General features: G+C 64.8%; 22 protein-coding genes. 15 read left to right on the top strand and 7 right to left on the bottom strand.

Annotated elements, in window-relative coordinates:
- Positions 1-54: 54 nt before the first annotated feature.
- The 5 genes from dnaK (at position 55) to W823_RS0128930 (ending at position 5,500) form a co-directional block, all read left to right on the top strand.
- On the top strand, positions 55-1,899 hold the full coding sequence (dnaK, locus tag W823_RS41630; protein WP_023957660.1) for a molecular chaperone DnaK: 1,845 nt from the start codon (positions 55-57) through the stop codon (positions 1,897-1,899).
- Positions 1,896-2,510: a nucleotide exchange factor GrpE gene (grpE, locus tag W823_RS41625; protein WP_023957658.1), complete on the top strand. Its 615-nt coding sequence runs from the start codon at positions 1,896-1,898 to the stop codon at positions 2,508-2,510. The genes dnaK and grpE overlap by 4 nt, the downstream gene beginning before the upstream one ends.
- Before the next feature lie 95 nt (positions 2,511-2,605).
- Positions 2,606-3,790 (top strand): molecular chaperone DnaJ, encoded by a 1,185-nt coding sequence (gene dnaJ, locus W823_RS41620; protein ID WP_023957656.1) that lies wholly within the window; start codon positions 2,606-2,608, stop codon positions 3,788-3,790.
- Positions 3,790-4,200: a heat shock protein transcriptional repressor HspR gene (locus tag W823_RS41615; protein ID WP_023957654.1), complete on the top strand. Its 411-nt coding sequence runs from the start codon at positions 3,790-3,792 to the stop codon at positions 4,198-4,200. Before dnaJ ends, W823_RS41615 begins: the two co-directional genes overlap by 1 nt.
- Positions 4,201-4,282: 82 nt before the next feature.
- A complete protein-coding gene (locus tag W823_RS0128930) occupies positions 4,283-5,500 on the top strand; it encodes a hypothetical protein (protein WP_023957652.1) in 1,218 nt (405 codons plus the stop codon).
- Here the strand turns inward: W823_RS0128930 and W823_RS41610 are convergent.
- Complete coding sequence (locus W823_RS41610) at positions 5,497-6,648, bottom strand: FAD-binding oxidoreductase (RefSeq protein WP_023957650.1); 1,152 nt, start codon at positions 6,646-6,648, stop codon at positions 5,497-5,499. The genes W823_RS0128930 and W823_RS41610 overlap by 4 nt on opposite strands.
- 164 nt (positions 6,649-6,812) lie before the next feature.
- On the opposite strand from W823_RS41610, the gene W823_RS41605 reads away from it, so the two are divergent.
- Complete coding sequence (locus tag W823_RS41605; RefSeq protein WP_081729729.1) at positions 6,813-7,967, top strand: amidohydrolase; 1,155 nt, start codon at positions 6,813-6,815, stop codon at positions 7,965-7,967.
- Here the strand turns inward: W823_RS41605 and W823_RS59580 are convergent, their stop codons facing one another.
- Positions 7,968-8,909: an NAD(P)/FAD-dependent oxidoreductase gene (locus W823_RS59580; RefSeq protein WP_369792607.1), complete on the bottom strand. Its 942-nt coding sequence runs from the start codon at positions 8,907-8,909 to the stop codon at positions 7,968-7,970.
- Positions 8,910-9,804: 895 nt separating this feature from the next.
- Here W823_RS59580 and W823_RS41595 point away from each other — a divergent pair.
- The gene (locus tag W823_RS41595) at positions 9,805-11,226 is read left to right on the top strand and encodes an LLM class flavin-dependent oxidoreductase (protein WP_023957646.1); all 1,422 of its coding nucleotides are present in this window, start codon (positions 9,805-9,807) and stop codon (positions 11,224-11,226) included.
- Between the two features lie 147 nt (positions 11,227-11,373).
- On the top strand, positions 11,374-11,757 hold the full coding sequence (locus tag W823_RS41590) for an SHOCT domain-containing protein (RefSeq protein ID WP_023957644.1): 384 nt from the start codon (positions 11,374-11,376) through the stop codon (positions 11,755-11,757).
- Positions 11,758-11,785: 28 nt separating this feature from the next.
- On the opposite strand, the gene W823_RS41585 is transcribed toward W823_RS41590, so the two are convergent.
- Complete coding sequence (locus W823_RS41585) at positions 11,786-12,385, bottom strand: LysE family translocator (protein WP_023957642.1); 600 nt, start codon at positions 12,383-12,385, stop codon at positions 11,786-11,788.
- Complete coding sequence (locus W823_RS56525) at positions 12,382-12,954, bottom strand: ABATE domain-containing protein (protein ID WP_023957640.1); 573 nt, start codon at positions 12,952-12,954, stop codon at positions 12,382-12,384. The genes W823_RS41585 and W823_RS56525 overlap by 4 nt, the downstream gene beginning before the upstream one ends.
- Positions 12,955-13,219: 265 nt before the next feature.
- On the opposite strand from W823_RS56525, the gene W823_RS41575 reads away from it, so the two are divergent.
- Genes W823_RS41575 through W823_RS41565 form a run of 3 tightly spaced genes read left to right on the top strand, consistent with a single transcriptional unit; the run spans position 13,220 to position 15,478 of the window.
- A complete protein-coding gene (locus tag W823_RS41575) occupies positions 13,220-14,296 on the top strand; it encodes an NAD(P)H-binding protein (RefSeq protein WP_031332123.1) in 1,077 nt (358 codons plus the stop codon).
- Positions 14,293-14,997: a CPBP family intramembrane glutamic endopeptidase gene (locus W823_RS41570; RefSeq protein WP_023957636.1), complete on the top strand. Its 705-nt coding sequence runs from the start codon at positions 14,293-14,295 to the stop codon at positions 14,995-14,997. Before W823_RS41575 ends, W823_RS41570 begins: the two co-directional genes overlap by 4 nt.
- A gap of 52 nt (positions 14,998-15,049) precedes the next feature.
- A complete protein-coding gene (locus tag W823_RS41565; RefSeq protein ID WP_023957634.1) occupies positions 15,050-15,478 on the top strand; it encodes an SRPBCC family protein in 429 nt (142 codons plus the stop codon).
- Between the two features lie 249 nt (positions 15,479-15,727).
- On the opposite strand, the gene W823_RS41560 is transcribed toward W823_RS41565, so the two are convergent.
- Together W823_RS41560 and W823_RS58405 are read right to left on the bottom strand one after the other, a co-directional pair.
- Entirely contained in the window at positions 15,728-16,798 is a 1,071-nt protein-coding gene (locus W823_RS41560; protein WP_023957632.1) for a YihY/virulence factor BrkB family protein, read from the bottom strand.
- 2 nt (positions 16,799-16,800) lie between these two features.
- The gene (locus tag W823_RS58405) at positions 16,801-16,977 is read right to left on the bottom strand and encodes a hypothetical protein (protein ID WP_023957630.1); all 177 of its coding nucleotides are present in this window, start codon (positions 16,975-16,977) and stop codon (positions 16,801-16,803) included.
- Positions 16,978-17,122: 145 nt separating this feature from the next.
- Here W823_RS58405 and W823_RS41555 point away from each other — a divergent pair, with 145 nt between their 5' ends.
- Positions 17,123-17,434 (top strand): GlsB/YeaQ/YmgE family stress response membrane protein, encoded by a 312-nt coding sequence (locus W823_RS41555; protein ID WP_023957628.1) that lies wholly within the window; start codon positions 17,123-17,125, stop codon positions 17,432-17,434.
- Positions 17,435-17,500: 66 nt separating this feature from the next.
- Positions 17,501-18,811 (top strand): lipase family protein, encoded by a 1,311-nt coding sequence (locus tag W823_RS41550; RefSeq protein ID WP_023957626.1) that lies wholly within the window; start codon positions 17,501-17,503, stop codon positions 18,809-18,811.
- 10 nt (positions 18,812-18,821) lie between these two features.
- On the opposite strand, the gene W823_RS41545 is transcribed toward W823_RS41550, so the two are convergent.
- Positions 18,822-19,250, bottom strand: a complete 429-nt coding sequence (locus tag W823_RS41545; RefSeq protein WP_023957624.1) for an SRPBCC family protein — start codon at positions 19,248-19,250, stop codon at positions 18,822-18,824.
- A gap of 119 nt (positions 19,251-19,369) precedes the next feature.
- Between W823_RS41545 and W823_RS41540 the strand changes: the two genes are divergently transcribed.
- Both W823_RS41540 and ggt read left to right on the top strand, forming a co-directional pair.
- Positions 19,370-20,749: a wax ester/triacylglycerol synthase family O-acyltransferase gene (locus W823_RS41540; protein ID WP_023957622.1), complete on the top strand. Its 1,380-nt coding sequence runs from the start codon at positions 19,370-19,372 to the stop codon at positions 20,747-20,749.
- A 64-nt stretch (positions 20,750-20,813) separates the two neighbouring features.
- The gene (ggt, locus tag W823_RS41535) at positions 20,814-22,682 is read left to right on the top strand and encodes a gamma-glutamyltransferase (RefSeq protein WP_081729736.1); all 1,869 of its coding nucleotides are present in this window, start codon (positions 20,814-20,816) and stop codon (positions 22,680-22,682) included.
- Positions 22,683-22,692 lie beyond the last annotated feature (10 nt).

The following is a 22,692-nucleotide window of genomic DNA, read 5'->3' as shown; positions in this document are numbered from 1 at the left end:
CGTGAACAAATTGTGCGCGCACGGTTGCGCCGCACTGCTTATAGGAGGCAACAAATGGCTCGTGCTGTTGGAATCGACCTGGGCACCACCAACTCGGTGGTCTCTGTGCTCGAAGGTGGCGAACCCACCGTTATCGCCAACGCCGAGGGCGCCCGCACCACCCCGTCGGTGGTTGCATTCGCCCGCAACGGCGAGGTTCTGGTCGGACAGCCGGCCAAGAACCAGGCAGTCACCAACGTCGACCGCACCATCCGTTCGGTCAAGCGCCACATGGGCGAGGACTGGACCACGTCCATCGACGACAAGAACTACACGCCACAGGAGATCAGCGCTCGCACGCTGATGAAGCTCAAGCGCGACGCCGAGAGCTACCTGGGCGACGAGGTCGTCGACGCGGTCATCACCGTCCCGGCGTACTTCAACGACGCCCAGCGTCAGGCCACCAAGGAAGCCGGCCAGATCGCCGGCCTCAACGTGCTCCGCATCGTCAACGAGCCCACCGCCGCCGCATTGGCGTACGGCCTGGACAAGGGCGAGAAGGAACAGACCATCCTGGTGTTCGACCTCGGTGGCGGTACGTTCGACGTCTCGCTGCTGGAGATCGGCGACGGTGTCGTCGAGGTCCGGGCGACCTCCGGTGACAACCACCTCGGTGGTGACGACTGGGATCAGCGTGTCGTCGACTGGCTCGTCGACAAGTTCAAGGCGCAGAACGGCATCGACCTGACCAAGGACAAGATGGCCCTGCAGCGTCTGCGTGAGGCCGCCGAGAAGGCGAAGATCGAACTGTCCTCGGGACAGAGCACCTCGATCAACCTGCCCTACATCACGGTCGACGCGGACAAGAACCCGCTGTTCCTCGACGAGCAGCTCACCCGCAGTGAGTTCCAGAAAATCACCAACGACCTGCTCGAGCGCACCCGTGCGCCGTTCCAGGCCGTGGTCAAGGACGCTGGCATCGCCGTCGGCGACATCGACCACGTCGTGCTCGTCGGTGGCTCCACCCGTATGCCCGCCGTCAGCGACCTGGTGCGTGAACTGACAGGAGGCCGCGAGCCCAACAAGGGTGTCAACCCGGACGAGGTCGTGGCCGTCGGTGCCGCACTGCAGGCCGGTGTGCTCCGCGGTGAGGTCAAGGACGTCCTGCTCCTCGACGTCACCCCGCTCTCCCTCGGTATCGAGACCAAGGGCGGCGTGATGCACAAGCTGATCGAGCGCAACACCACCATCCCGACCAAGCGGTCGGAGACCTACACCACGGCAGAGGACAATCAGCCGTCGGTGCAGATCCAGGTGTATCAGGGTGAGCGTGAGATCGCCTCGCACAACAAGCTGCTCGGTTCGTTCGAGCTGGCCGGTATCGCACCTGCACCGCAGGGTGTCCCGCAGATCGAGGTGACCTTCGACATCGACGCCAACGGCATCGTGCACGTCACCGCCAAGGACAAGGGCACCGGCAAGGAGAACACCATCCGGATCCAGGACGGCTCCGGCCTGTCCAAGGACGAGATTGATCGGATGATCAAGGACGCCGAAGCGCACGCCGACGAAGACCGGAAGCGTCGCGAAGAGGCCGAGACCCGCAACCAGGCGGAGTCGCTGGTCAACCAGACCGAGAAGTTCCTCAAGGAGTCCGACGACAAGGTCCCGGCCGAGCTCAAGACCAAGGTCGAAGGCTCGATCGAGGGCGTGCGTGAGGCTCTCAAGGGCAGCGACCTCGGCGCCGTGAAGTCGGCTGTCGAGAAGCTGACCACCGATTCCCAGGAGCTCGGTCAGGCGATCTACGCCAACGCCGCTGCCGAAGGTGACGGAGCTGCCGCTGCCGGCGGGGCCGACGATGTCGTCGACGCCGAGGTCGTGGACGAAGGTGCTGACAGCAACGCCGGAGAAACCAAGTGACCGGTCCGGAATCCGATCCGGTGACCGCCACGGAGGAAGCTCCTCCGGCCACGGATGCCGCGGATGCGCCCGTAGACGGCGCAGACGCGGCACCCACTCCGGAATCGGATGACACGGTGGATGCGGCCATCGACGACGCGGTCGCCGATGTCGCGGGCTCGGACAAGGAGTCCGAGTTGCTCGCCGACCTGCAGCGTGTGCACGCGGAGTACGCCAACTATCGGCGTCGCGCCGAGCGCGAGAAGGTCAGCGCGCAGCAGTACGGCAAGGGTGATCTCATCAAGTCGCTGCTGCCCGTCCTCGACGACCTGGACCGCGCACGTGCGCACGGTGACCTCGAAGCGGGCCCGCTGCGTGCGGTGGCCGATAAGATCACCGAGACACTCACCGCGGCCGGTCTCGCCTCGTTCGGGGCCGAGGGCGACGAGTTCGACCCGGCGCTGCACGAAGCGGTGCAACATGAAGGTCAGGGATCGAACCCGGTGATCGGAACGGTGTACCGGCAAGGTTTCCGGCTCGGCGACCGGGTACTGCGCACCGCCATGGTCGTGGTGGTCGACGGTCCGGAACCGGCAGTACAGACCCCTGCGGGTCAGACCAACGAAGAATGAGCATTCCGGCCCAGGCGCACCGCGCCTGGGCCGGGATCGCTACCAAGACTTTTTGCACACAACGAGATTTGAGAAAGAGAAGGAGGTGACGCCTGGTGGCTCCTCAACGTGAGTGGCTCGAACAGGACTTCTACAAAGCGCTGGGCGTTGCATCCGATGCGTCCGCCGACGACATCAAGCGGGCCTACCGCAAGCTGGCGCGCGAACTGCATCCCGATGCGAACCCGAACGACCCGGCTGCCGAAGAACGCTTCAAGCTGGTTTCCGAGGCGCACAGCGTGCTGTCCGACCCTGCCAAGCGCAAGGAGTACGACGACACCCGGCGGATGTTCGCCGGCGCGCGCGGTCGCGGTGGTGCTGCCGGATTCCCCGGCGGCTACGGCACCACGGCCGGAGGTCAGGAGTTCAACCTCAACGATCTGTTCGGTGACGCGGCGGGCGGACCGGCCGGCGGCGCAGGCGGATTCAGCGACCTGTTCGGTGGCCTGTTCAACCGCACCGCCACCCCCCGTGGCACCCAGACGCGCAGCCGTCGCGGCAACGACCTGGAAACCGAGACCACGCTGACCTTCAAAGAAGCAGCGCTGGGTACCTCGAAAACCATCACCATCACCAGTTCGGCGCCGTGCACGAACTGTCATGGCAGTGGCGCGAAGCCCGGCACCAGTCCGCGGGTGTGCCCCACCTGCAACGGCGCCGGCGTCGTCAGCCGCAACCAGGGCGCATTCGGATTCAGCGAACCGTGTTCGGACTGCCGCGGCACCGGATCCAAGATCGACGATCCGTGCCCGGTGTGCGAGGGCGACGGCGCCACGGTCCGTACCCGCCCGATCACCGTGCGCATCCCGCCCGGTGTGTCCGACGGCGGCAGGATCCGGCTGGCCGGGCAGGGCGAAGCGGGCCTGCGCGGAGCACCGTCGGGCGACCTGTACGTCAGCGTCCACGTGTCACCCGACCGCACGTTCACCCGCAGCGGCGACGACGTGAAGGTGACCCTCCCGGTGACCTTCGCCGAACTGGTCCTCGGCACCACGGTGTCGGTACCGACACTCGACGGCAGTGTCGGGTTGAAGATCCCGCCGAACACCGTCGACGGACGCACCCTGCGGGTTCGCGGCCGCGGTGTCGCCAAACGCGCAGGCGGCGCCGGCGATCTGTTGGTGACCGTGAAGGTTGCAGTGCCGCCGAACCTCGACGACGCGGCCATCGAAGCTCTTGGCAAGTACGCCGCGGCAGAAAAGGCCAGCGGGTTCGACCCGCGTGCGAATTGGGGTAAGTGATGAGCTCCCGCCGTGAAGAACGTGAATCCGCCGATCAATCGGCGCGGATGTTCGTGATCTCGGTGGCCGCCGAACTGGCCGGCATGCACGCGCAGACACTGCGCACCTACGACCGTCTCGGGCTCGTCACCCCCCAGCGCGCGGCGGGTGGCGGGCGGCGGTATTCCAGCCGCGACGTCGAGCTGCTCCGCGAGGTGCAGCGACTGTCGCAGGACGAGGGTGTGAACCTGGCCGGCATCAAGCGCGTGATCGAGTTGACCAACCAGGTCGACGCGCTGCAGAGCCGGATCCGTGAACTGGAGGCAGAGGTCGCCGCCCATCGCGCGAGCAGTCGCGGCGAGCTCGTCCCGATGCCGCGAACCAGCGCGTTGGTCGTGTGGAAGCCGCGCCGCGAGCGCGGCGACAGATGAGCACGGTATCGGCAGGGGTCCATTCCGCCTCGCATTTCGTGAGTTTCGGTAACAGCGCCTTCGATGAGAGCGATACTCAGGTATGAGCCAGGTACTCGGGATTTCGATCACCGACCTGGAGATCGCCTCGGTGGTCGCCGATTCCGGCACCGGTGAGGTCTTGGCCCGCAACTTCGTGGAGTTGACGGGCCCTTCTCCTGAGATCGCATTCGACGCGATCTATCAGTTGGTCGAGTCAGCACCCATCACGCCATCGGCGATCACCATCGCATGCTCCGACAGCGGAATGCAGTTGGCGATCGATGACATCCTCGCCGCGAAGGTCGTGCCGGACTTCATCCTGCCGCCGAACCCGGCAGCCGACTCCTCGGCCGCGCCGATCAAACCTGCGTGGTTCGCGCGCACGACCGTGGTCGGGACCCCACTCGCGTTCGCCGAGCTCGCGACCACCCAGTTCGGTTCGCGCGGTGTTGTGGTGGTTGCCGACCTCGACACCACCGGAGCCCTGTTCACCGGCCAGTCCGTCGCACTCATCGACACCTCGGCCCGCACGGTCGTGGGGGCCAGTGCGGTGTCAGGATTCGGCGAACGGCTCCCGGTCACCGAACCCGAGGGCGCGCAGACCCTCGCCGACGCGATCGCGGTCATCCCGAACCCCAGCAACGCCGTCCACGGAGTTGTGGTGGTGGGCCCTGGCGCTCAGGTTCCCGGCGTCGCGCCGTCGCTCGAATACGCCCTGCAACTGCCCGTGCAGCTGGTCGACGATCCTCAATACGCGGCCGCCGGCGGCGCGGCCATGGTCGCCGCCGCCGCGGTCGGGCACAGTCGCGACAACAACCGATGGGTGCTGCTCTCGGCGAGCGCCGGTGCCGCGCTGCTGCTGGCCGTCGGGGTGATCATCGCGGTCGTGATGACCGGTGGCAGCAACAATCCCGAGACCGTGAGCGACGACAACTCCGTCACCGCCAAGTTCTCGAGCACCAGTACCACCACCCCTGTGACCACGTCGAAGGGGCTCTCGCGCATCTCGTCTCCGACGATCTCGGTGCCCGCGAGCAGCACTCGGACGATCCCGGCTCCGCCACCGGCGCCGCCGACCACCATCACCCAGGCGCCGCCGCCGATCACCGTGACCCAGACCCCGCCGCCTGTGGTGACAACCACTACGACATCTGAGCCGCCAGAAGAGAGTAGTGAGGAGCCGGATCCGGATCCTCCGACAGACCCGTCGGGTTCGGTGAGCGTTCCAAGCTCACCGTCCGACGCGAATATCCCGGGTGGCGGGCCGCCTCAGCCCTAGACCGGGTCGTGCTGCATCAAGCTCGCTCGGATGCCCGCGATGAGCAACCGTCTCCGGGTGGTGGCCAGCATCTCCGGTGAACCGGCGAGCAGCACTTGATGATCGGTCCAGTCGCGGTCGTAGCCGAGTACTGCGTCGGCGAGTTGGCCCTGCACTCGCTCCAGTTCGATGGTCTGATCGTGCTCGCTCGGGGTGCTCCACCAGGGATCGGTCTCGTCCTCCACCACGGTGGTGATGGTGAGCCACGGGTTGGTCGCCGCGATCTGCCACAAGAACGACAGATCGTAGAGATCGGCCGGGTACCGCGCACCGTAGAACAGGTGCACACGCGGCGCATCGACCCGCCGTGCGAGTTCGATGATCATCGCCCGCAGGGGTGCGAGCCCGGTTCCGCCCGCGATCATCAACACGTCGCGGTCGGGCATCAGGTGCAGGGTCCCGTGATTCTGCGCGAACGTCCACACGTCGCCGACCTGGGTTTCGGTGACTATCGAGTTGCTCACCGAGCCGCCCGGAACCGCTCGGACGTGGAACTCCAGCTCACCGGCGGGGTTGGCGGGGATGGACGGCGAGAGATGGCGCCATATCCGCGGCCATTGGGGTATCTGCACTTCGAGGTACTGGCCGGCCGAGTAGGTCAGCGGTGTACGGCTGAGCAGCCGCACGATGGCCAGGTCGCGGGACAACCGGTACTTCTCGGCGACCGTCGCCTGCCAGGTGGCAGGACCCTTCGCCGAATGTGCGGCGCCCCGCATCACCCCCGTGGTGAGCATCAGCGCCTGTGACACCACATTCGCGTACTCCTCGTCCCATTGGGGGCCCATCGTCGCAGCGATCTCACGGGTCAGCGCCACGAGGAATTGCTGGTAGTGCTCCTCGGTGACCCCGAACTTGCGGTGGTCGCGGCCGAGCTGCCCGAGGAAGTCCAGCAGATGGGGATGGCTGCTGCTGTCGGGGACCGTTTCGAGTACGTAGTCGATGACCCGGAACAGGGTCGCTCGCTGATGGGCCATGTTCGCCGGGAAGAGGTCTCGCAGCTCGGGGTTCATCGCGAACAGGCGCAGATAGAAGTTCGCGGTGAACCGGTCGGCATCTTGTCCCAGCACATCGCGCACCTGCAAGAGCACATGCCGTGTATGGGTACCCACGCCGCGTCGGCCTTCCCTCATCGCGCTGCGAACAACGCCTGTCAGCATAGATACTTCCGCGACAGACCGTATTTTATTGTCTCGCGTTCCGCGCAGGAATGGATTGTCGCATTCGGTCGCGAACTTGCGATCGGTGTGCGTACAACGCTGGGTACAGTCATTCCATGGCAAAAGGACGGGCAGAGGACTCTGCGCGATCCGAAGGGGATACGCGTTTGTCCGGTGGGGCACTGCTGGGGATCGTCCCCGGTGTCATCGACACGCACATTCACCAGTGGGATCCGCTTCGGACCCCGCGTGAGGCAGCGAAACGCACCCGCATCTACCGGGCGGCGCCGGTACTGGGCAAGGCCATCTTCCGGTACGCCGTTGCCCAGCGCGACCGCGAACTCGTGCTCGACCCCAAGTTCGTCACCCGGCCGTATCTGCCCAAGCATTACTACGCCGACGCCGCCAAGGTGGTGCCGCTGACCGGTGTTCCGGTGGAGTCCGTGGTGCACATGCAGGCCGACTGGCGCACGGACGATCCGATGGCTGCCGCTGCCGAGACACGCTGGGTCACCAGCCTGCCGTTCGGCCAGGAAGGTGCTCCGGAGCTCGGTGCGGTGATCGCCAGAGGCGATCCGCGCAGCCCTGAGTTCGGGCAGCTGCTGGACATGCATCTGGAGATCAGTGAGCTGGTCCGCGGGATCCGGTGCATGGCGGCATGGCATCCCGACCCCAAGGTGCGCAGCTGGGCCGACACCGACGGGGTGTTCGCGTCGGCGGATTTCCTCGAAGGGTTCGGCGCCCTCGCCGACCGCAAGCTGATCTTCGAGGCGTGGGTGTACTCCCATCAGCTGCGCGATGTACGGACGCTGGCACGCGAGTACCCGGACACCACCATCGTGCTGAACCATCTGGGCACCCCGGTGGGTCTGTTCGGGCCGATGGGCCAGAGCACCGGTCACACGGCCGCCCAACGTCACGAGCTGATGCGTGCGTGGCGTGAGGACATCAGCGCGGTTGCCCAGTGCCGCAACGTGATCGCCAAGCTGTCGGGTATTGCTTTCCCGTTGCTCGGTTACGGACACCAGCGTTCGGGCAACATCGGCACCCAGCAGACACTGACGAACATGACCGGACCGCTTCTCGAACATGCGGTGTCGGTGTTCGGCCCGGATCGCCTCATGTTCGGGTCCAATTTCCCGGCCGACAAGCCGAACGCCTCGATGGCAACCATCGTCGGCACCCAGCTCGACGTGCTCGCCCCCTACGGGGAAGACCTGCTGCGCAAGGCGTTTCGCGACAATGCCCGCCGGGTGTACTCGATCGACTGATCAGTGACTGGGCGGCAGGTTGGCCAGCCGTAGTTGCGACAACCTGTCGTGCACAAGCGGCACCGACGACGCTCCTTCGCCGCTGGCCGAGGCCACGCGCTTCATGGATCCGCTGCGAACGTCGCCGACCGCGAAGATCCCGGGGACGCTGGTCTCGAGGAATGCCGGGGGCACGCCGTCCACCCAGAGCTCTTTCGGTACTGACCGTCCGGTCAGCAGGAAGCCGTGGTCGTCGCGGGCGACCTGCGCGGGGATCCAGTCGCAGGTGGGGGCGGCGCCGAGCAGCAGGAACAGTCCTGCGGCCTCGACCCGTTCGGGTGTGCGGGTTCTGTTGTCGCACAGCGTGAGCCATTCCAGGTGGCCGTCGCCGCCGCCGTCGATCACCTCGGTGTACCCGCGTACGGTGATCCGTGGGTTGGCCTGGATCTCACGAATCAGGTAGTCCGACATGGTTTCTGCGAGACCGTCACGCCGTACGGCGATGGTGACCGCATCGGCGAAACGTGACAGGTGCATGGCCGCCTGGCCCGCCGAGTTGCCGCCACCGACCACCACGACGTGTTTGCCGGTCATCTCGCGGGCCGCGCTGGTGGCTGCGCCGTAGTAGACCCCGGCGCCGACGAGATCTTCGATGCCACGCACCCCAAATCGGCGGTACGCCACGCCGGTCGCGATCACGATGGTGCGGGCACAGATCTTGGCGTCATCCACCCGGACGTGGTGATGGTCGGTACCGACCTCGATGCTCGTGGCGCCGCGACCACTGAAGAACTGGGCCCCGAACCGGCTCGCCTGGATGCGGGCTCGCTGGGCCAGTCGCATGCCGGAGATGCCCCTGGGGAAGCCGAGGTAGTTCTTGATCATCGAGCTGGTTCCGGCCTGACCACCGATCGCGCCGGATTCGAGCACTGTGGTGGACAGGCCCTCGGATGCGCCGTACACGGCAGCGGCCAGGCCCGCCGGCCCTGCGCCCAGCACCACAACGTCGGAGACGGTGCCGTCGGGGGATGCTGTCCGCCGAACCGTAGACCGATTCGGCCACCTGCGCGAGAGTCGGCCGCGACAGTGGTGGGCGTCCGGCACGGGAGAGGATCGGAAACTCGGCCTTGCCTTCGACCGACGCGAGTAGAGCCCGGCCCGCAAGCGATTCGGGGCTGTGGATCTGCACGGGCATACCCATCCGGTCCAGGAAGTCGCGGATCGCGGAGAGTTCGGATGACGGCCCGTCGGTGACGATCTGGATGAAGGCGACCTCAGGTGCGGCCACCGACCACCCCCAGTCGGACAGGTATTCGACGATCGCGGTGTGGAACTCCTCGTCGCGCTGTCCCTGCGGGATCGCGAGATAGGTGTCGTACTTGCCTGCGGAGATCTCGCCGCGCAGGTCGTCGAAGGAGGTGCCGAACTTGCTGGCCGGGATCAGGGCGATACGCCGCGCGGTGGGTACCAGGTACCGCATCTTGTGCAGCAGCCGGGACCCGTCCCACCCCTCTTCGAACGCGGACAGTTCGGAGACGATGAGCGCCACCGGGACGTTCTGCGCGAGCAGCGTTTTGACGGTGTCGATGGCGGCTGCGGCGGTTTCGGTGAAGACGACGGAGTAGTCGCGACCGTAGCGGCTGCGGATCTCGTCGACGATGGTGTTGCGGTTGTCTTCGGTGACCACCAACACGATGGCGGGGGTCAGTCGGTCGTCGGGGCCCAGATCTTCTTCAGGTGCAAATGCGCTCACCGGTCAAATTTAGTCGGTCATTCGGGCCAGCGTGATTCCAAGTGTTTCCCGCGGGGTCGGAGCTGCCCAGAATTGCCCTGCAACTGCCCGTGGAAGGTGTACCGAATGACCCGCAAGATCCGGTTCAACGCGTTCGACATGAACTGCGTAGCCCACCAATCGCCAGGTATGTGGCGTCATCCCGACGACCGGTCGTGGGACTACAACACCCTCGACTACTGGGTTGACCTGGCGAAGGCGCTCGAAGGTGGCGGTTTCGACGGGCTGTTCATCGCCGACGTGCTGGGCACCTACGACGTGTACGCCGGCACCGACGAGGCGGCGATCCGCCAGGGCGCACAGATCCCGGTGGCCGATCCGCTGTTGCTCGTCTCGGCGATGGCCCACGCCACCGAACATCTCGGGTTCGGCATCACGGCGGGCACCGGATTCGAGCATCCGTATCCCTTCGCCCGGCGGTTGTCCACGCTCGACCACCTGACGCGTGGCCGGATCGGTTGGAATGTCGTCACCGGCTATCTGCCCGCTGCGGCCCGCAACATGGGTGAGGTCGATCAGCTCGAACACGACGCCCGTTACGACCACGCCGACGAATACCTGACCGTGCTCTACAAGTTGTGGGAAGGCTCGTGGGAACGGGATGCGGTGCGCCGCGACAAGGAGCACGGTGTGTTCGCCGATCCGGCGAAGGTCCACCACATCGGCCACCGGGGCACGCATTTCAACGTTCCCGGTATCCACCTCCACGAGCCGTCGCCGCAGGGCTCACCGGTCATCTATCAGGCCGGGGCATCTCCCCGGGGGGTCAAGTTCGCAGCAGAGAATGCCGAGGCCATCTTCGTCGGGGCGCCCACCAAGGACATCCTGCGGACCCTCGTGGAGAACATCCGCGGACAGCTGGTGGCGGCAGGCCGCGATGCCTACGACGCCAGGATCTACACGCTCCTGACGATCATCACCGACGAGACCGAGGAAGCTGCCCAGGCCAAGGCCGCGGAGTACCGGCGCTACGCCAGCGACGAGGGCGCCCTGGTGTTCATGTCGGGATGGATGGGCATCGACCTGTCGCAATACGACCTCGACGAGCCGATCGGCAACGTGCACAGCAACGCCATCCAGTCGGCGGTGGCCGCGTTCAGCCAGGCCTCCGATACGGGCAAGGAGTGGACCATCCGCGACATCGCGGCGTGGGGCGGCATCGGAGGGATGGGCCCGCTGTTGGTCGGGTCGGGCGAGAGCATCGCCGACCAGTTGCTCGAGTGGGCAAACGACACCGATGTCGACGGATTCAATCTCGCGTATGCGGTCACCCCCGGAACGTTCACCGACGTCATCGAGCACGTGGTCCCCGCGCTGGAGGCACGCGGGGCCTACGACCGCGAGTACGTGCCGGGAACTCTGCGGCACAAGCTGTTCGGCAAGGGAGATCTGCTTCCCGACCATCACCGAGGTGCGAGCTTCCGGGTGGGCGGCGTCAACTCCACGGTGGACGACTCTCTGCGTTTCGGAGCTGTCGCGCCCGCATGACCGACCAATGAACTCAAATCTCTGAACTGAAATCGGTAGCGATCGAAAACCGAATCTCAACGACACCCCAAATGTGCTTTCACATGCCATGATTCGGGAGAGGTCGCCGATTTCGGCGAGACACCATCAAGCAAGGAGTGGTCGGTCATGTGGGATTCATTCTGGGATTTCATCTGGTACACCGTGGTGATATTCGCGTTCATCGCGTATCTGATGATTCTCTTCAACGTTCTCGCGGATTTGTTCCGCGATCACAAAACATCCGGTTTGGTCAAAGCCGTCTGGATCATCTTCTTGATCCTGCTGCCGTACATCACCGTGTTCGTCTACTTGATCGCTCGTGGTCGGGGAATGGCAGAACGTGCGGCAGCGTCGCATGAAGCTGCCAGGAAGCAAGTCGACGACTACATCAGGCAGGCGGCGGGTACGTCACCGGCAGATCAGATCGCCCAGGCCAAGGCGCTTTTGGCTGATGGCACCATCGACCAGAACGAGTTCGAGCAGCTGAAGACCAAAGCGCTCAGTTCCTAGTTGGCGCCGGGCGTAGGGCTCGGTGTCGTCAGGCGTTGGCGACACCGAGTGCCATGCCGAGCATGACCAGGAGCACGCCGTTCGCGCAATTCCAACGCCGCCGGATCACGTCGCGCCGCAAAGGGCCCGACAGACGCCTTCCGGCCATCACAACCCCGACATAGACGGCGATTCCGAAGACGACGTCGACCAGCCCAAGAATGGCGAGTTCAAGTGGCAGTGATGCCGTGCCGGTGGCGAATTGGGGAAGCACACCGGTGACAAAAACGATCGCTTTCGGATTGAGCAGATTGGTCCCGAGGGCATTGCGAAACGCTGTCGCCGGGGACACCGCCTCACGATCGCGGGAGTCGCGGCGAACGATCAGACGGACTCCGAGGTAGCACAGGTAGACGGCACCGAGTATCTGGATGATGGTGAGTGCCATGGGCACACGCGCGACGAGAAAGCTGACCCCGGTCACCGCGAGGACGATGTGTACGGACAGACCCGTCTGAGCACCGGCGAGTGCGAGCAGCCCGTCGCGGCGATTCTCTGTGGACCACCGCAAGATCAGCAGGAAGTCGGGCCCGGGCACCACGTAGGCGACAGTCAGTACCGCGAGATAACCCAGCCAGTCGATCGTCACCGTGGACCGTTGCGGCGATGACGATGTCGATCGACCCGCGCCCGGTTGCCGCATCCTGGACTGCACCAGCGTTGGTTGGGGCGCGCCCGGTGAAAGAACTGGCCGCACAAGGGCGCATGACAGACCGCGAGGTTGGCGAGGTCGTCTCGCGCGATGAGGTCGACCACGGCGGCGGCTGCGTGACCCGTCAGCGCGATCGTCGGATCAGATTGCGCCCCAACATGTTCTGCTTCGCGTGCGTTTGCGGTGAGCAATCGGTGGACCGAGGCTGCCTGCACCGCGTCGTTGATGTCGTCCACGGCATCGGCCGGCAGGGACTCGCCGGCCACAGCGCTGTGGAGGATGAGCAGGGCGGCGTCGCGAACAGACCGGAACCGCTCCAGGCAATGTTCGTCGACGACCTCGGGGCGGGGCATCGGTGCGGGCTCCACGTCGAGCCACCCGACAAGATCGGCCGGCGTCGCGAGCAACTCGACCTGCCGGCCGTCCTCGATCCGGATGGTGTTGGCGACGTCGAGGGCCAGGTGATCCCCGAGCCACGGCCACTTCCGCTGCAACGTGTCATCCATGCCTAGATCGTGCCGATGAAATGGATAGGCTGTCAAAAACCATTACACGACGGTCGCAGATGCGAGTGATGTCACGATTGCCGCCAACCGCTTATGGGGTACTTGGCTGCTGAGGATGTAGGGGAACAAGCGATCCAGACGCTCCAATACCGGGGTGAGCCGCCGCAGATCACGTGCTGACGGTGTCGCGGGTTCCGGGAATGTCTACAGACGTAGGCCGAGCACATCGATCGTGGCATTCACGGTCCTGACGAACGGTGATCACATGCGGGTTCTTGTTCTGGGAGCGACTGGTTACATCGGGTCTCGACTGGTCCCAGCTCTGTTGTCGAAGGGGCACGAGGTGGTTGCCGCATCGCGCAATCGCAGCAGTCTCGAGCGCTTCGGATGGTTCGATCGGGTGAAGACCATCGAGTTCGACGCGCTCGACGCCGATTCGGTCCGCGACGGCATCAGCTCGGGCGGCGACATCGACGTCATCTACTACCTCGTCCACGGCATCGGACAGCCCAATTTCCGCGACGACGACCGCCGGGCCGCGGACAACGTGGCCGCCGCAGCGCGCGACGCGGGCGTCGGACGCATCGTCTACCTCGGAGGCTTTGTCCCCGACGACGCCGAACTCTCCGAACATCTCGAGAGCCGGGCCGAGGTCGGAACCGCGTTGTCGGTCGACGGGGGAGCGGACCTGGTGTGGTTGCGCGCGGCCGTGGTGATCGGCGCCGGATCCACATCGTTCGAGATGGTGCGCTATATGGCCGACCGTCTGGCCGTGATCCCGCTGCCGGCGTGGATGGACAATCCGATGGATCCGATTTCGGTGCGCGACGCCGTGCACTATCTCGCCGCGGCAGCCACCGACTCGGTGCCACCGGGTGACTACGACATCAGCGGTCCGGAGCGGTCGTCGTACAACTCGCTGCTGTTCGCCTATCTGCGGGAGATCGGTCAGCCCAGGGTCGGCGTGCTGCTCCCGAACATCGACGTGCGACTGGCCGGTTTTGTCAGCGGTTTCATCGTCCCGGTCCCCAGCGGGCTCGCGTCCGATCTGGTGAGATCACTTGACTACCCGATGAAGGCGTCAGAACATTCGATCCGAGACCACGTCCCCGATCCGCCGGGAGGATTGTTGACCATCCGGGATGCAGTGCGCAGATCCGCCGAGAGTCCACTTCCGAGGCCGGTCGACAAACTCCGCGACATCCATCACCTGGCCGACACCGACCCCGACTGGGCCGGCGGCGACCTGATGCGGGTGAAGATCGGGGTGCGAGACCGCTTCGGTCCGGCGTGGAACCTCCTGACCGGGGTCGTCGGCGCGGTGACAGGGCGGCCCAAATGATCACACTGCCTGAGAAGGTCCAGTTCCTCATCGGCACGATGGAGGACGACTCCAACGACCCGCCCGAGACACGCGCCCAGATGTTGCGCCGCAGGATCGTCGTGGTGGTCACGTTGCTCGTGGGCAGCGTGCTGCTGAGCATCTCGCTGTCGATAGATCCCGGTGACTCGTCGTTCTACCCGATGACCTTCGCCCTCGCGGCGGTCTGGGCCATCGGCGCGGTGCTGTCCGGGCCGCTACACCTCGGGGCATTTCCGCCGCCGCGTGGCGGGCCGGTGCGTGCCGGCGCGATCGGTGTCGCGGTGGGGCTGGCGCTGGGTGCGGTGTTTGTTGTCGGCGCGCTGGTGGTCCGGGAGATTCCACCCATCGCCGATTTCGTCTCCGATGTGCTCGACCACGCCGATCAAGGCACCTTCTCCCTGATTCTCGCCACCGCCCTTGTCAACGGCGTGGCGGAGGAGATGTTCTTCCGTGGTGCGGTGTACACGGCCCTCAAAGGCCATGCGCCCGTCATCTTCTCCACACTCATCTACATCGTCGCCACCCTTGCCAGCGGCAACCCGATGCTGGGCTTCGCGGCAATCCTGCTCGGAGCTGTGAGCGCTCTCGAACGGCGTGCCACGGGCGGCATCGTCGCATCGATGGGTACGCACATCTCGTGGACGATCATCATGGTCTTTGCTCTGCCGCCGCTGTTCTGACCCGAGCCGCTCGGCGCGAAGGCCGCACAAAACAACGAAAGTAGACATCCAAATGGCTGGTGTGAATGTTTCCGTCACGTCCGACCTCGAACCTGCTGCGGCCTGGAACATGGCGTCGGATCTGAGTCGCTTCGACGAGTGGATGACGATCTTCGCGGGCTGGAAGAGTCCGTTGCCCGCGCAGATCGAAGAGGGCACCGAGGTGTCGTCGCTGATCAAGGTGAAGGGTTTCCGCAACACGATCCACTGGACCGTGACGCGCTACGACGAGCCACGCCTGCTCGAGTTGTCGGGCAAGGGTCGCGGCGGTGTGCGGATCGAGATCGCACTGAAGGTCACGCCGGAAGGAAACGGCTCGATCTTCGACCTCGATGCCACTCTCAGCGGCAGCGTCTTGAACGGCCCCGTCGGCAACCTCGTCGCGAAGGTCATCGAGTCCGACGTCCGCAATTCCGTCGCGAACTTGGTTGCGTTGCGCTGATTGTCGGTAAGGGGTTGCGCGCTCTGCAGTGGGTGCGTGTCCCGGTTTTGCGAGCCGACCCGAACCCCAGCTCGCTTAACTGGCCGACGCTCGCCCCACAGCCCGAGCATGTGCCAGTCTCTCCGAGCTGACCCCGCGACCACGCTCGCCCGGCTGGTCGTTGCTCGCCTCGCAGCCCGAGCGGTTGCAGGTTCCACAACAAAACCCCCGCACCGGGCAAACCAGTTCGGGGGTTTCGGAAAACCTGCCCTATTTGTCAGGCGTCATCGTCTGGCCCTGGGATTCGCGTAGGGCCCGACCTTTCTCGACGAACTTCTGGTCGGTTGCTTCGTTCTTGTCCGATGCCTTGGTGTCCCGCGGCGGGAGTTGCAGGCGCTCTTCGGCCGGCAGACCTGCCTGGAGCTGCCGACCGCGCTCGAGCTCGGAGTCGAATTCGGCACCGAACAGCAACGCGAGGTTGGTGAGCCAGAGCCACAGCAAGAACACGATGACACCGGCGAGGGCGCCATAGGTCTTGTTGTAGTTGCTGAAGTTCGCGACGTACAACGCGAACAGGGCCGAGGCGACGATCCAGGTGACGATGGCGAGGATCGCGCCGGCGCTCACCCAGCGGAACTTCGGCTGCTTCACGTTCGGGGTGGCCCAGTAGAGAATCGCGACAACCAGGATCACGAAGATCAAGACCACGGGCCAGCGTGCGATGTTCCAGATGGTCAGGGCCGAGTCGCCCAGGCCGATGGCGTCACCTATCGACTTCGCAACCGGACCACTCACGGCGAGCATGAAGGCAACCGCCGCGGCCATGATCAGCGCGATCAGGGTGACGAGCAGCATGACCGGACGCAATTTCCAGATCGGCCGACCTTCGTCGATCTCGTACATCCGGTTCATCGCCCGGCCGAAGGCCCCCACGTAACCGGACGCCGACCACAGGGCGCCGACGAGACCGAGGACCAGGGCGAACCCCGCACTGGGCGCGGCAACGAGTTGTTCGATGGGTCCGCGCAGGGTGTCGACCGCGGACGAGGGTCCGAGGTCGTCGACCATCTTGAGTACTGCGTCAGTGGTTTTCTGACCTTGTCCGAACACACCAAGCAGCGAGACCAAGGCAAGCAGCGCGGGGAACAGCGACAGCACCGAGTAGTACGTTAGTGCTGCCGCGATGTCGGTGCACTGATCGCGCGAAAACTCCCGCAGCGTCTTCCGAAGCACGAACATGAAGGAGTGCTTGGTCAGCTGAGTCGGGGATTCGGGCTTGCGCGGATCTTCCGGATCGGGTGAGTCCGGGTTGTCCCGCACGTCCTCGCGCTGCTTGCTCATGATCAGTTGTCGCCGTTCTTGGCGTCGTCGACCAGGGCTTGTTCGTGCTCTGCTCGCTCGGCCAGCTCGTCGTCGTTCAGATGTTTCGGCGACTTCGCGTGCTCGTGGTGATCCGGATTGACCGTCTCGGTCGGGATCATGACGTTGTCCAAGGTGGGGTCATCTTTTGCTGAACTCATGGACGGGGGATAGCCCGGTGGCGGAGCGTTGAAACGCTCACGCGCCAAAATCTGTACGTTTGCAAAGTTCGACATTGGGAACCTTTACTGAGCGCCTGGCCGCTCTGCTGCGGTCGGCAAAGACAACCGACGATAGGAAATAACTGTGAGTACTACTGCTGCGGCTGTTGAAATCCTTGCTGAACGCTCCACCACCACCACATCGGTGGGTGTGATCGGCTACATCATCATCGGCGGTCTCGCCGGATGGATTGCCAGCAAGTTCATGGGCACCGACAAGCAGATGGGCATCCTGCTCAACATCGTGGTCGGCGTGCTCGGTGCGTTCCTCGGTGGCTTCCTGCTCAGCTTCGCTTTCGACACCGCCAGCGGCGGTTGGTTCTTCACCTTCCTCACGGCACTGCTCGGAGCGGTTATCCTGCTCGCGATCGTCAAGGCAGTCACCAAACGCCGATAGAGGGCACACTTCTACCCGCGCGGGCCAACGGTCCGCGCCGGTTTTGTTTTCTCACCAAGGATCCTGATGACGCAACTTCTGATCGACGACGATTGGACCCCCGAGGCGACTGCGCCGATACCGTCACGGTGGAGCAGGCCATCCCCACCCGGGATCGACCCGTTCTATGTGCCTCCGGCCGGTTTCGACACCCTGCCCGAAGGCACGCTGCTCCGCAGTCGGGAGATCCGGTTGGCGTTGCTGGGGATCATCCCGCAGAAGGCCAAGGCATGGCAGTTGCTCTACCGGAGCAGTGATCTGCACCGGAACGCCGAGCCCGCGGTGACGACGGTGTTGCTGCCTGCCGACGCGGACCCGGCCGAGCCCCGTCCGTTGCTCGCGTACCAGTGCGCCATCGACGCGGTGTCGGCGAAGTGTTTTCCGTCGTATGTCTTCCAGCAGGGCGCGTGGTCGCCCGGGAGCGTTCCGCCCTTCGAGATGTTCATCATCGCCAATGCGCTGCAACGTGGTTGGGCCGTGAGCATCGCTGATCACGAGGGGATGAACGGCTACTTCGGCGCCCCTCGGGAACCCGGTTATCGCGTACTCGACGGCGTTCGTGCCGCGTTGACGTTTGCGCCGCTGGGTCTGGACTCGTCGACACCTGTTGGGGTGTGGGGATATTCAGGCGGCGGCATGGCGTCATCGTGGGTCGCGGAGATGGCGCCGGAGTACGCGCCGGAGATCAACATCGTCGGTGCAGCACTCGGTGCGCCCGTCGGAGATCCCGGTGAGACGTACATCCGTCTCAACAGCACTTTATACGCCGGTCTGCCCGCTCTTGTGGTCGCCGGTCTGCGACACATCTACCCGGGCCTGAAGCAGGTGATCGAGGCCCACGTCGACGAGGAGGGCCGCAACCGACTGGACATGATCGAGTCGATGTCAACGGTGGAAGCCGTGATCCGTTTCGCCAAGGACGATTTCGACAACTACACCAAGATTCCGCTTGCCGATGTGCTCGCCAGACCCGAGCTGCTCGAGCTTTTCGACGACATCAGACTCGGTGACCGCATCCCGGACTGTCCGCTGCTGGTACTGCACCCCGTGCATGACCAGATCATCGCCGTCGAGGACATCGACGGCCAAGTGGAGCGGTACGAAAAGGGCGGTGCGCATGTCACCTACGTGCGTGACCGCCTCAGCGAACACCTTTCCTTGATGGTGTTGTCGGCGCCGGTGGTGCTCGACTGGTTGTCGGATCGGTTCGACAACGCGCCCCTTGCGGAGTCGGCCCGCAGCACGGTGTGGTCGACTGCATTCCGGATGGCGTCGCTGTCCGGATTCCTCGGAGTCGGTAGGGCGGCGGCGAAAGCGCTTCTCTCCCGCCGCCTTTGACCGATGTCCTTCAGCTCTTGACCTGGTCGCGCAATCCCTTGGTGGCCATTTCGAGAATTGCTTTCTGACCACGTTTGATGATGAAGCCGGGAACCGGCGCCTTCGGGTCGAGCATCATCTCGAACTCGACGTGGGTGCCCTTGTCGTTCTCGGTCAGCCGGTACTCGGCGTGCTGTGCCTTCTGCTGCGAACTCTCGACGAGATCCCAGGTGACGCCCGTGTCCGACCAGGTGTAGTCCAGGACCTGGTCGTCGGAGATGCCGAGGAGCGACGCCTTCATCTTGACCCGCTTGGGCCGCCCGTCGGGATGCCGGTCGATGACCTCCACACTCTTGTGGATCGATGACCAGGACGGCATCGATTCCACGTCGGCGATCGCATCCAGGATCTGTGCCGGTGTCGCGTCGATGTCAATGCTTGTGCTTCCGCTGACTGCCATGGGAAAACCGTAACGGATCGCTCGTCTATGTGACATCGGATATGGGTAAGTTCGTTTGGCGATACGAAAAACGCGAGACGCGGCATACTTCCTGAGGTGTCTCGAGAAGGGGGCAGCTGATGCCTTTGATGCCGATCACCGAATCGATGTTCCTGCTGGCCGAAACGCGTGAGCATCCGATGCACGTCGGGGGACTGCAGCTGTTTGTCCCGCCAGACGGTGAGGCCGAGGATTTTGGCGAGTTCGTTTACGAAACCTTCTGCAAGCAGACCGATGTGGCGCGTCTGTTCCGCAAACGGCCCGCCTCGCCCGTGAACGTGATGGGCACCCTGCGGTGGACTCACGACAAAGAGCTCGACTTCGACTATCACGTGAGACGTGCGGTGCTGCCGCGTCCGGGTCGTATCCGTGAACTGCTCAAGTACGTATCTGCACAGCACGGTGGCCTGATGGACCGGCATCGGCCGATGTGGGAGGTCCACGTCATCGAAGGTCTCGCCGATGGTCGGCTCGCGCTCTACACCAAGGTGCATCACTCTCTGGTCGACGGGGTTTCGGCGCTGCGACTACTCGAACGGGCGCTTAGTACCGACCCCGAGGACCGCAACGGCAAGGCGCCGTGGGACCCGGCCCTGTTCCGCCGGCCGAAGAAGGACGGCGGATCCCGTGGATCGCTGAATCCAGTGCATCTGGTGTCCGACGGTGTGAAGCTCGCCGGTGACATCGCGAGTCTGGCCCCGGCGGGTCTGCGGATCGGCATGCACGGACTGCGCGATCCGAACCTGGTGTTGCCGACCGGGGCGCCCAAGACGATGTTGAACGTACCGATCGGAGGGGCTCGACGATTCGCTGCCCAGCAATGGCCGAAGACCCGGATACGTGCGGTGGCAAAGATTCTCGAGATCTCCACCAACGACGTCATCATCGCGATGTGTGCTGGTGCCTTGCGTTCGTACCTCCTCGACCGGAACGCGCTGCCGAGCGCGCCACTGATCGCGATGGTCCCGGTGTCGATGCGCGAGGCCGGTGCGGACTATTCGGAGGGCAACGCCGTCACCACGATGCTCTGTAACCTCGGCACCAACGAGGCCGATCCCGCACGACGGCTGGCCGTGGTCACGGGGTCGACGCGTCAGGGGAAACGGATGATCAAGGACCTGACGCCGATGCAAGCGCTGGGTTTCGGTGGCGTCACCATGGCGCCGCTGCTGTTCTCCACGGTTCCCGGATTCGTTCGCTACACGCCCCCACCGTTCAACATCGTCATCTCCAACGTGCCGGGATCGTCGCGGCGGTTGTACTGGAACGGGGCCCGTCTCGACGGGGTGTATCCCGTATCGATCGCGTTGGACGGACAGGCCCTGAACATCACCGTCACCATGACGGCAGGCAAGGTGAACTTTGGACTGATCGGTGCCCGCAGCTCCATCCCTCACCTGCAGAGATTGCTTGTCCATCTCGAGAACGCGCTGACCGAACTGGAGAAGCTCGGTGGCTGAACGGATTCGGCGTGCCCGTCGTCGCCTGACGGGTGTCGGCGCGGCCGTCATCATCGGGACTTCGATGGTGGTGTCGTGCTCCAACGACGAGGCGGCACCCGATGTGTGCGCGATCCCGTCGGGCCCGAACGGTGGCACGGCCGCGCCTGCTACGACGGCGGCAACCCCCGACACCACCGAGAACTTGTCGACGAATCCTGAGGTCGCGACGGGCTACCGCTCGAACATGACTGCGGTGCAGACCACTTCGTTCGCAGCGGCCACCGCAAATCCGCTGGCGACCCAGGCTGCGTGCGAGGTTCTCGCAGACGGTGGCGACGCCGCTGATGCCCTGGTCGCCGCGCAGATGGTGTTGGGCCTGGTCGAACCGCAGAGCTCCGGGATCGGTGGAGGAGCGTTCGCGTTGTACTACGACGCGGACGATCGGTCGGTGCAGGCGTTCGACGGCCGCGAGGTGGCCCCGGCCGCGGCAACCGAGAACTACTTGCGCTGGATCGATGACACCAACCGGACCGAGCCCGTACCCGATGCGCGCGCGAGCGGCCGGTCCATCGGTGTTCCGGGCGTCCTGCGCATGCTCGAGTTGATGCAGTCCGAGCACGGAAACACTGAGTGGCGCAGCCTCTTCGAGCCTGCCGTCGCCCTTGCTGACGACGGGTTCTCCATCAGCCCCCGGCTGGCGGCCGCAATCGACGACTCGGCCACGGATCTCGGCGCAGACCCCGATGCGAGAAGTTACTTCCTGCAACCCGACGGTTCGCCGAAACCTGCGGGGGATACGCTCACCAACCCGGCGTACTCGAAAACGTTGGGTGCCATCGCATCCGACGGTGCGGAGGCGTTCTACAGCGGCGACATCGCGCAGGCGATCGTCGCCGAAGCAGGGTCGACGGCGAACGGGATGACCCCGTCGCAGATGACGGTCACCGACCTGGCGAACTACGAGGCCAAGGTGCGCGAGCCGATCTGCGTGCCGTATCGGGACAACCAGGTCTGCGGCATGCCCACCCCGTCGTCCGGTGGGATCGCGGTGGCCTCGACGCTCGGCATCCTGTCGAATTTCTCGATGAATCAGTATCCGCCAAGCACTCTCGATCTCAATGGCGGAAAGCCCTCGGTCAACGGTGTGCACCTGATCTCCGAGGCGGAGCGGCTTGCCTATGCCGACCGGGACAAGTACGTCGCCGACTCCGACTTCGTGCCGTTGCCCGGTGGCAGTTCCGAGGCGTTGCTCGACCCCACCTACCTCAAAGGCCGCGCCGCACTGATCAATCCCGCCCGCTCGATGGGTACGGCAACAGCTGGGACGTTCGACACCGGCCCGATGGGCTGGTTCGCCGGAGTGGAACACGGCACCAGCCACATCTCTGTCGTCGACGCCGAGGGCGACGCGGCGTCGATGACAACAACCGTCGAGTCGTCGTTCGGGTCGTTCCACATGGTCGACGGTTTTCTGCTGAACAACCAGATGACCGACTTCTCCGCCGAACCCACCGACCCTCAGGGCGCGCCACTGGCCAACCGGGTCGAGCCGGGCAAACGACCACGCAGTTCCATGGCCCCGACGCTGGTCTTCGAGGCGGCCGACAACGGTCTCGGGCAGCTGAAGATGGTGGTCGGATCCCCCGGCGGCTCGGTGATCATCCAGTTCGTCGTGAAAACCCTGGTGGGACTCATTGATTGGGGCATGGATCCCCAGCAGGCGGTCTCGATGGTCGACTTCGGAGCCGCGAACTCCCCGAAGACCAATGTAGGTGGGGAGCACCCGAGCATCTCGGGACCCGACGATCCCCTGGTGATGGGGTTACAGAACCTGGGCCACACCGTCGAACTCGCCGATCAGTCCAGCGGCCTGAGTGCACTCCTGCGAACGGAGACGGGATGGTCGGGAGGCGCGGATCCCCGACGTGAGGGAATCGTCCTCGGCGACTGACGGTTGAACA

Source organism: Williamsia sp. D3, assembly GCF_000506245.1.
GTDB lineage: Bacteria > Actinomycetota > Actinomycetes > Mycobacteriales > Mycobacteriaceae > Williamsia > Williamsia muralis.
This window is presented reverse-complemented; position numbering and strand designations above follow the sequence as displayed.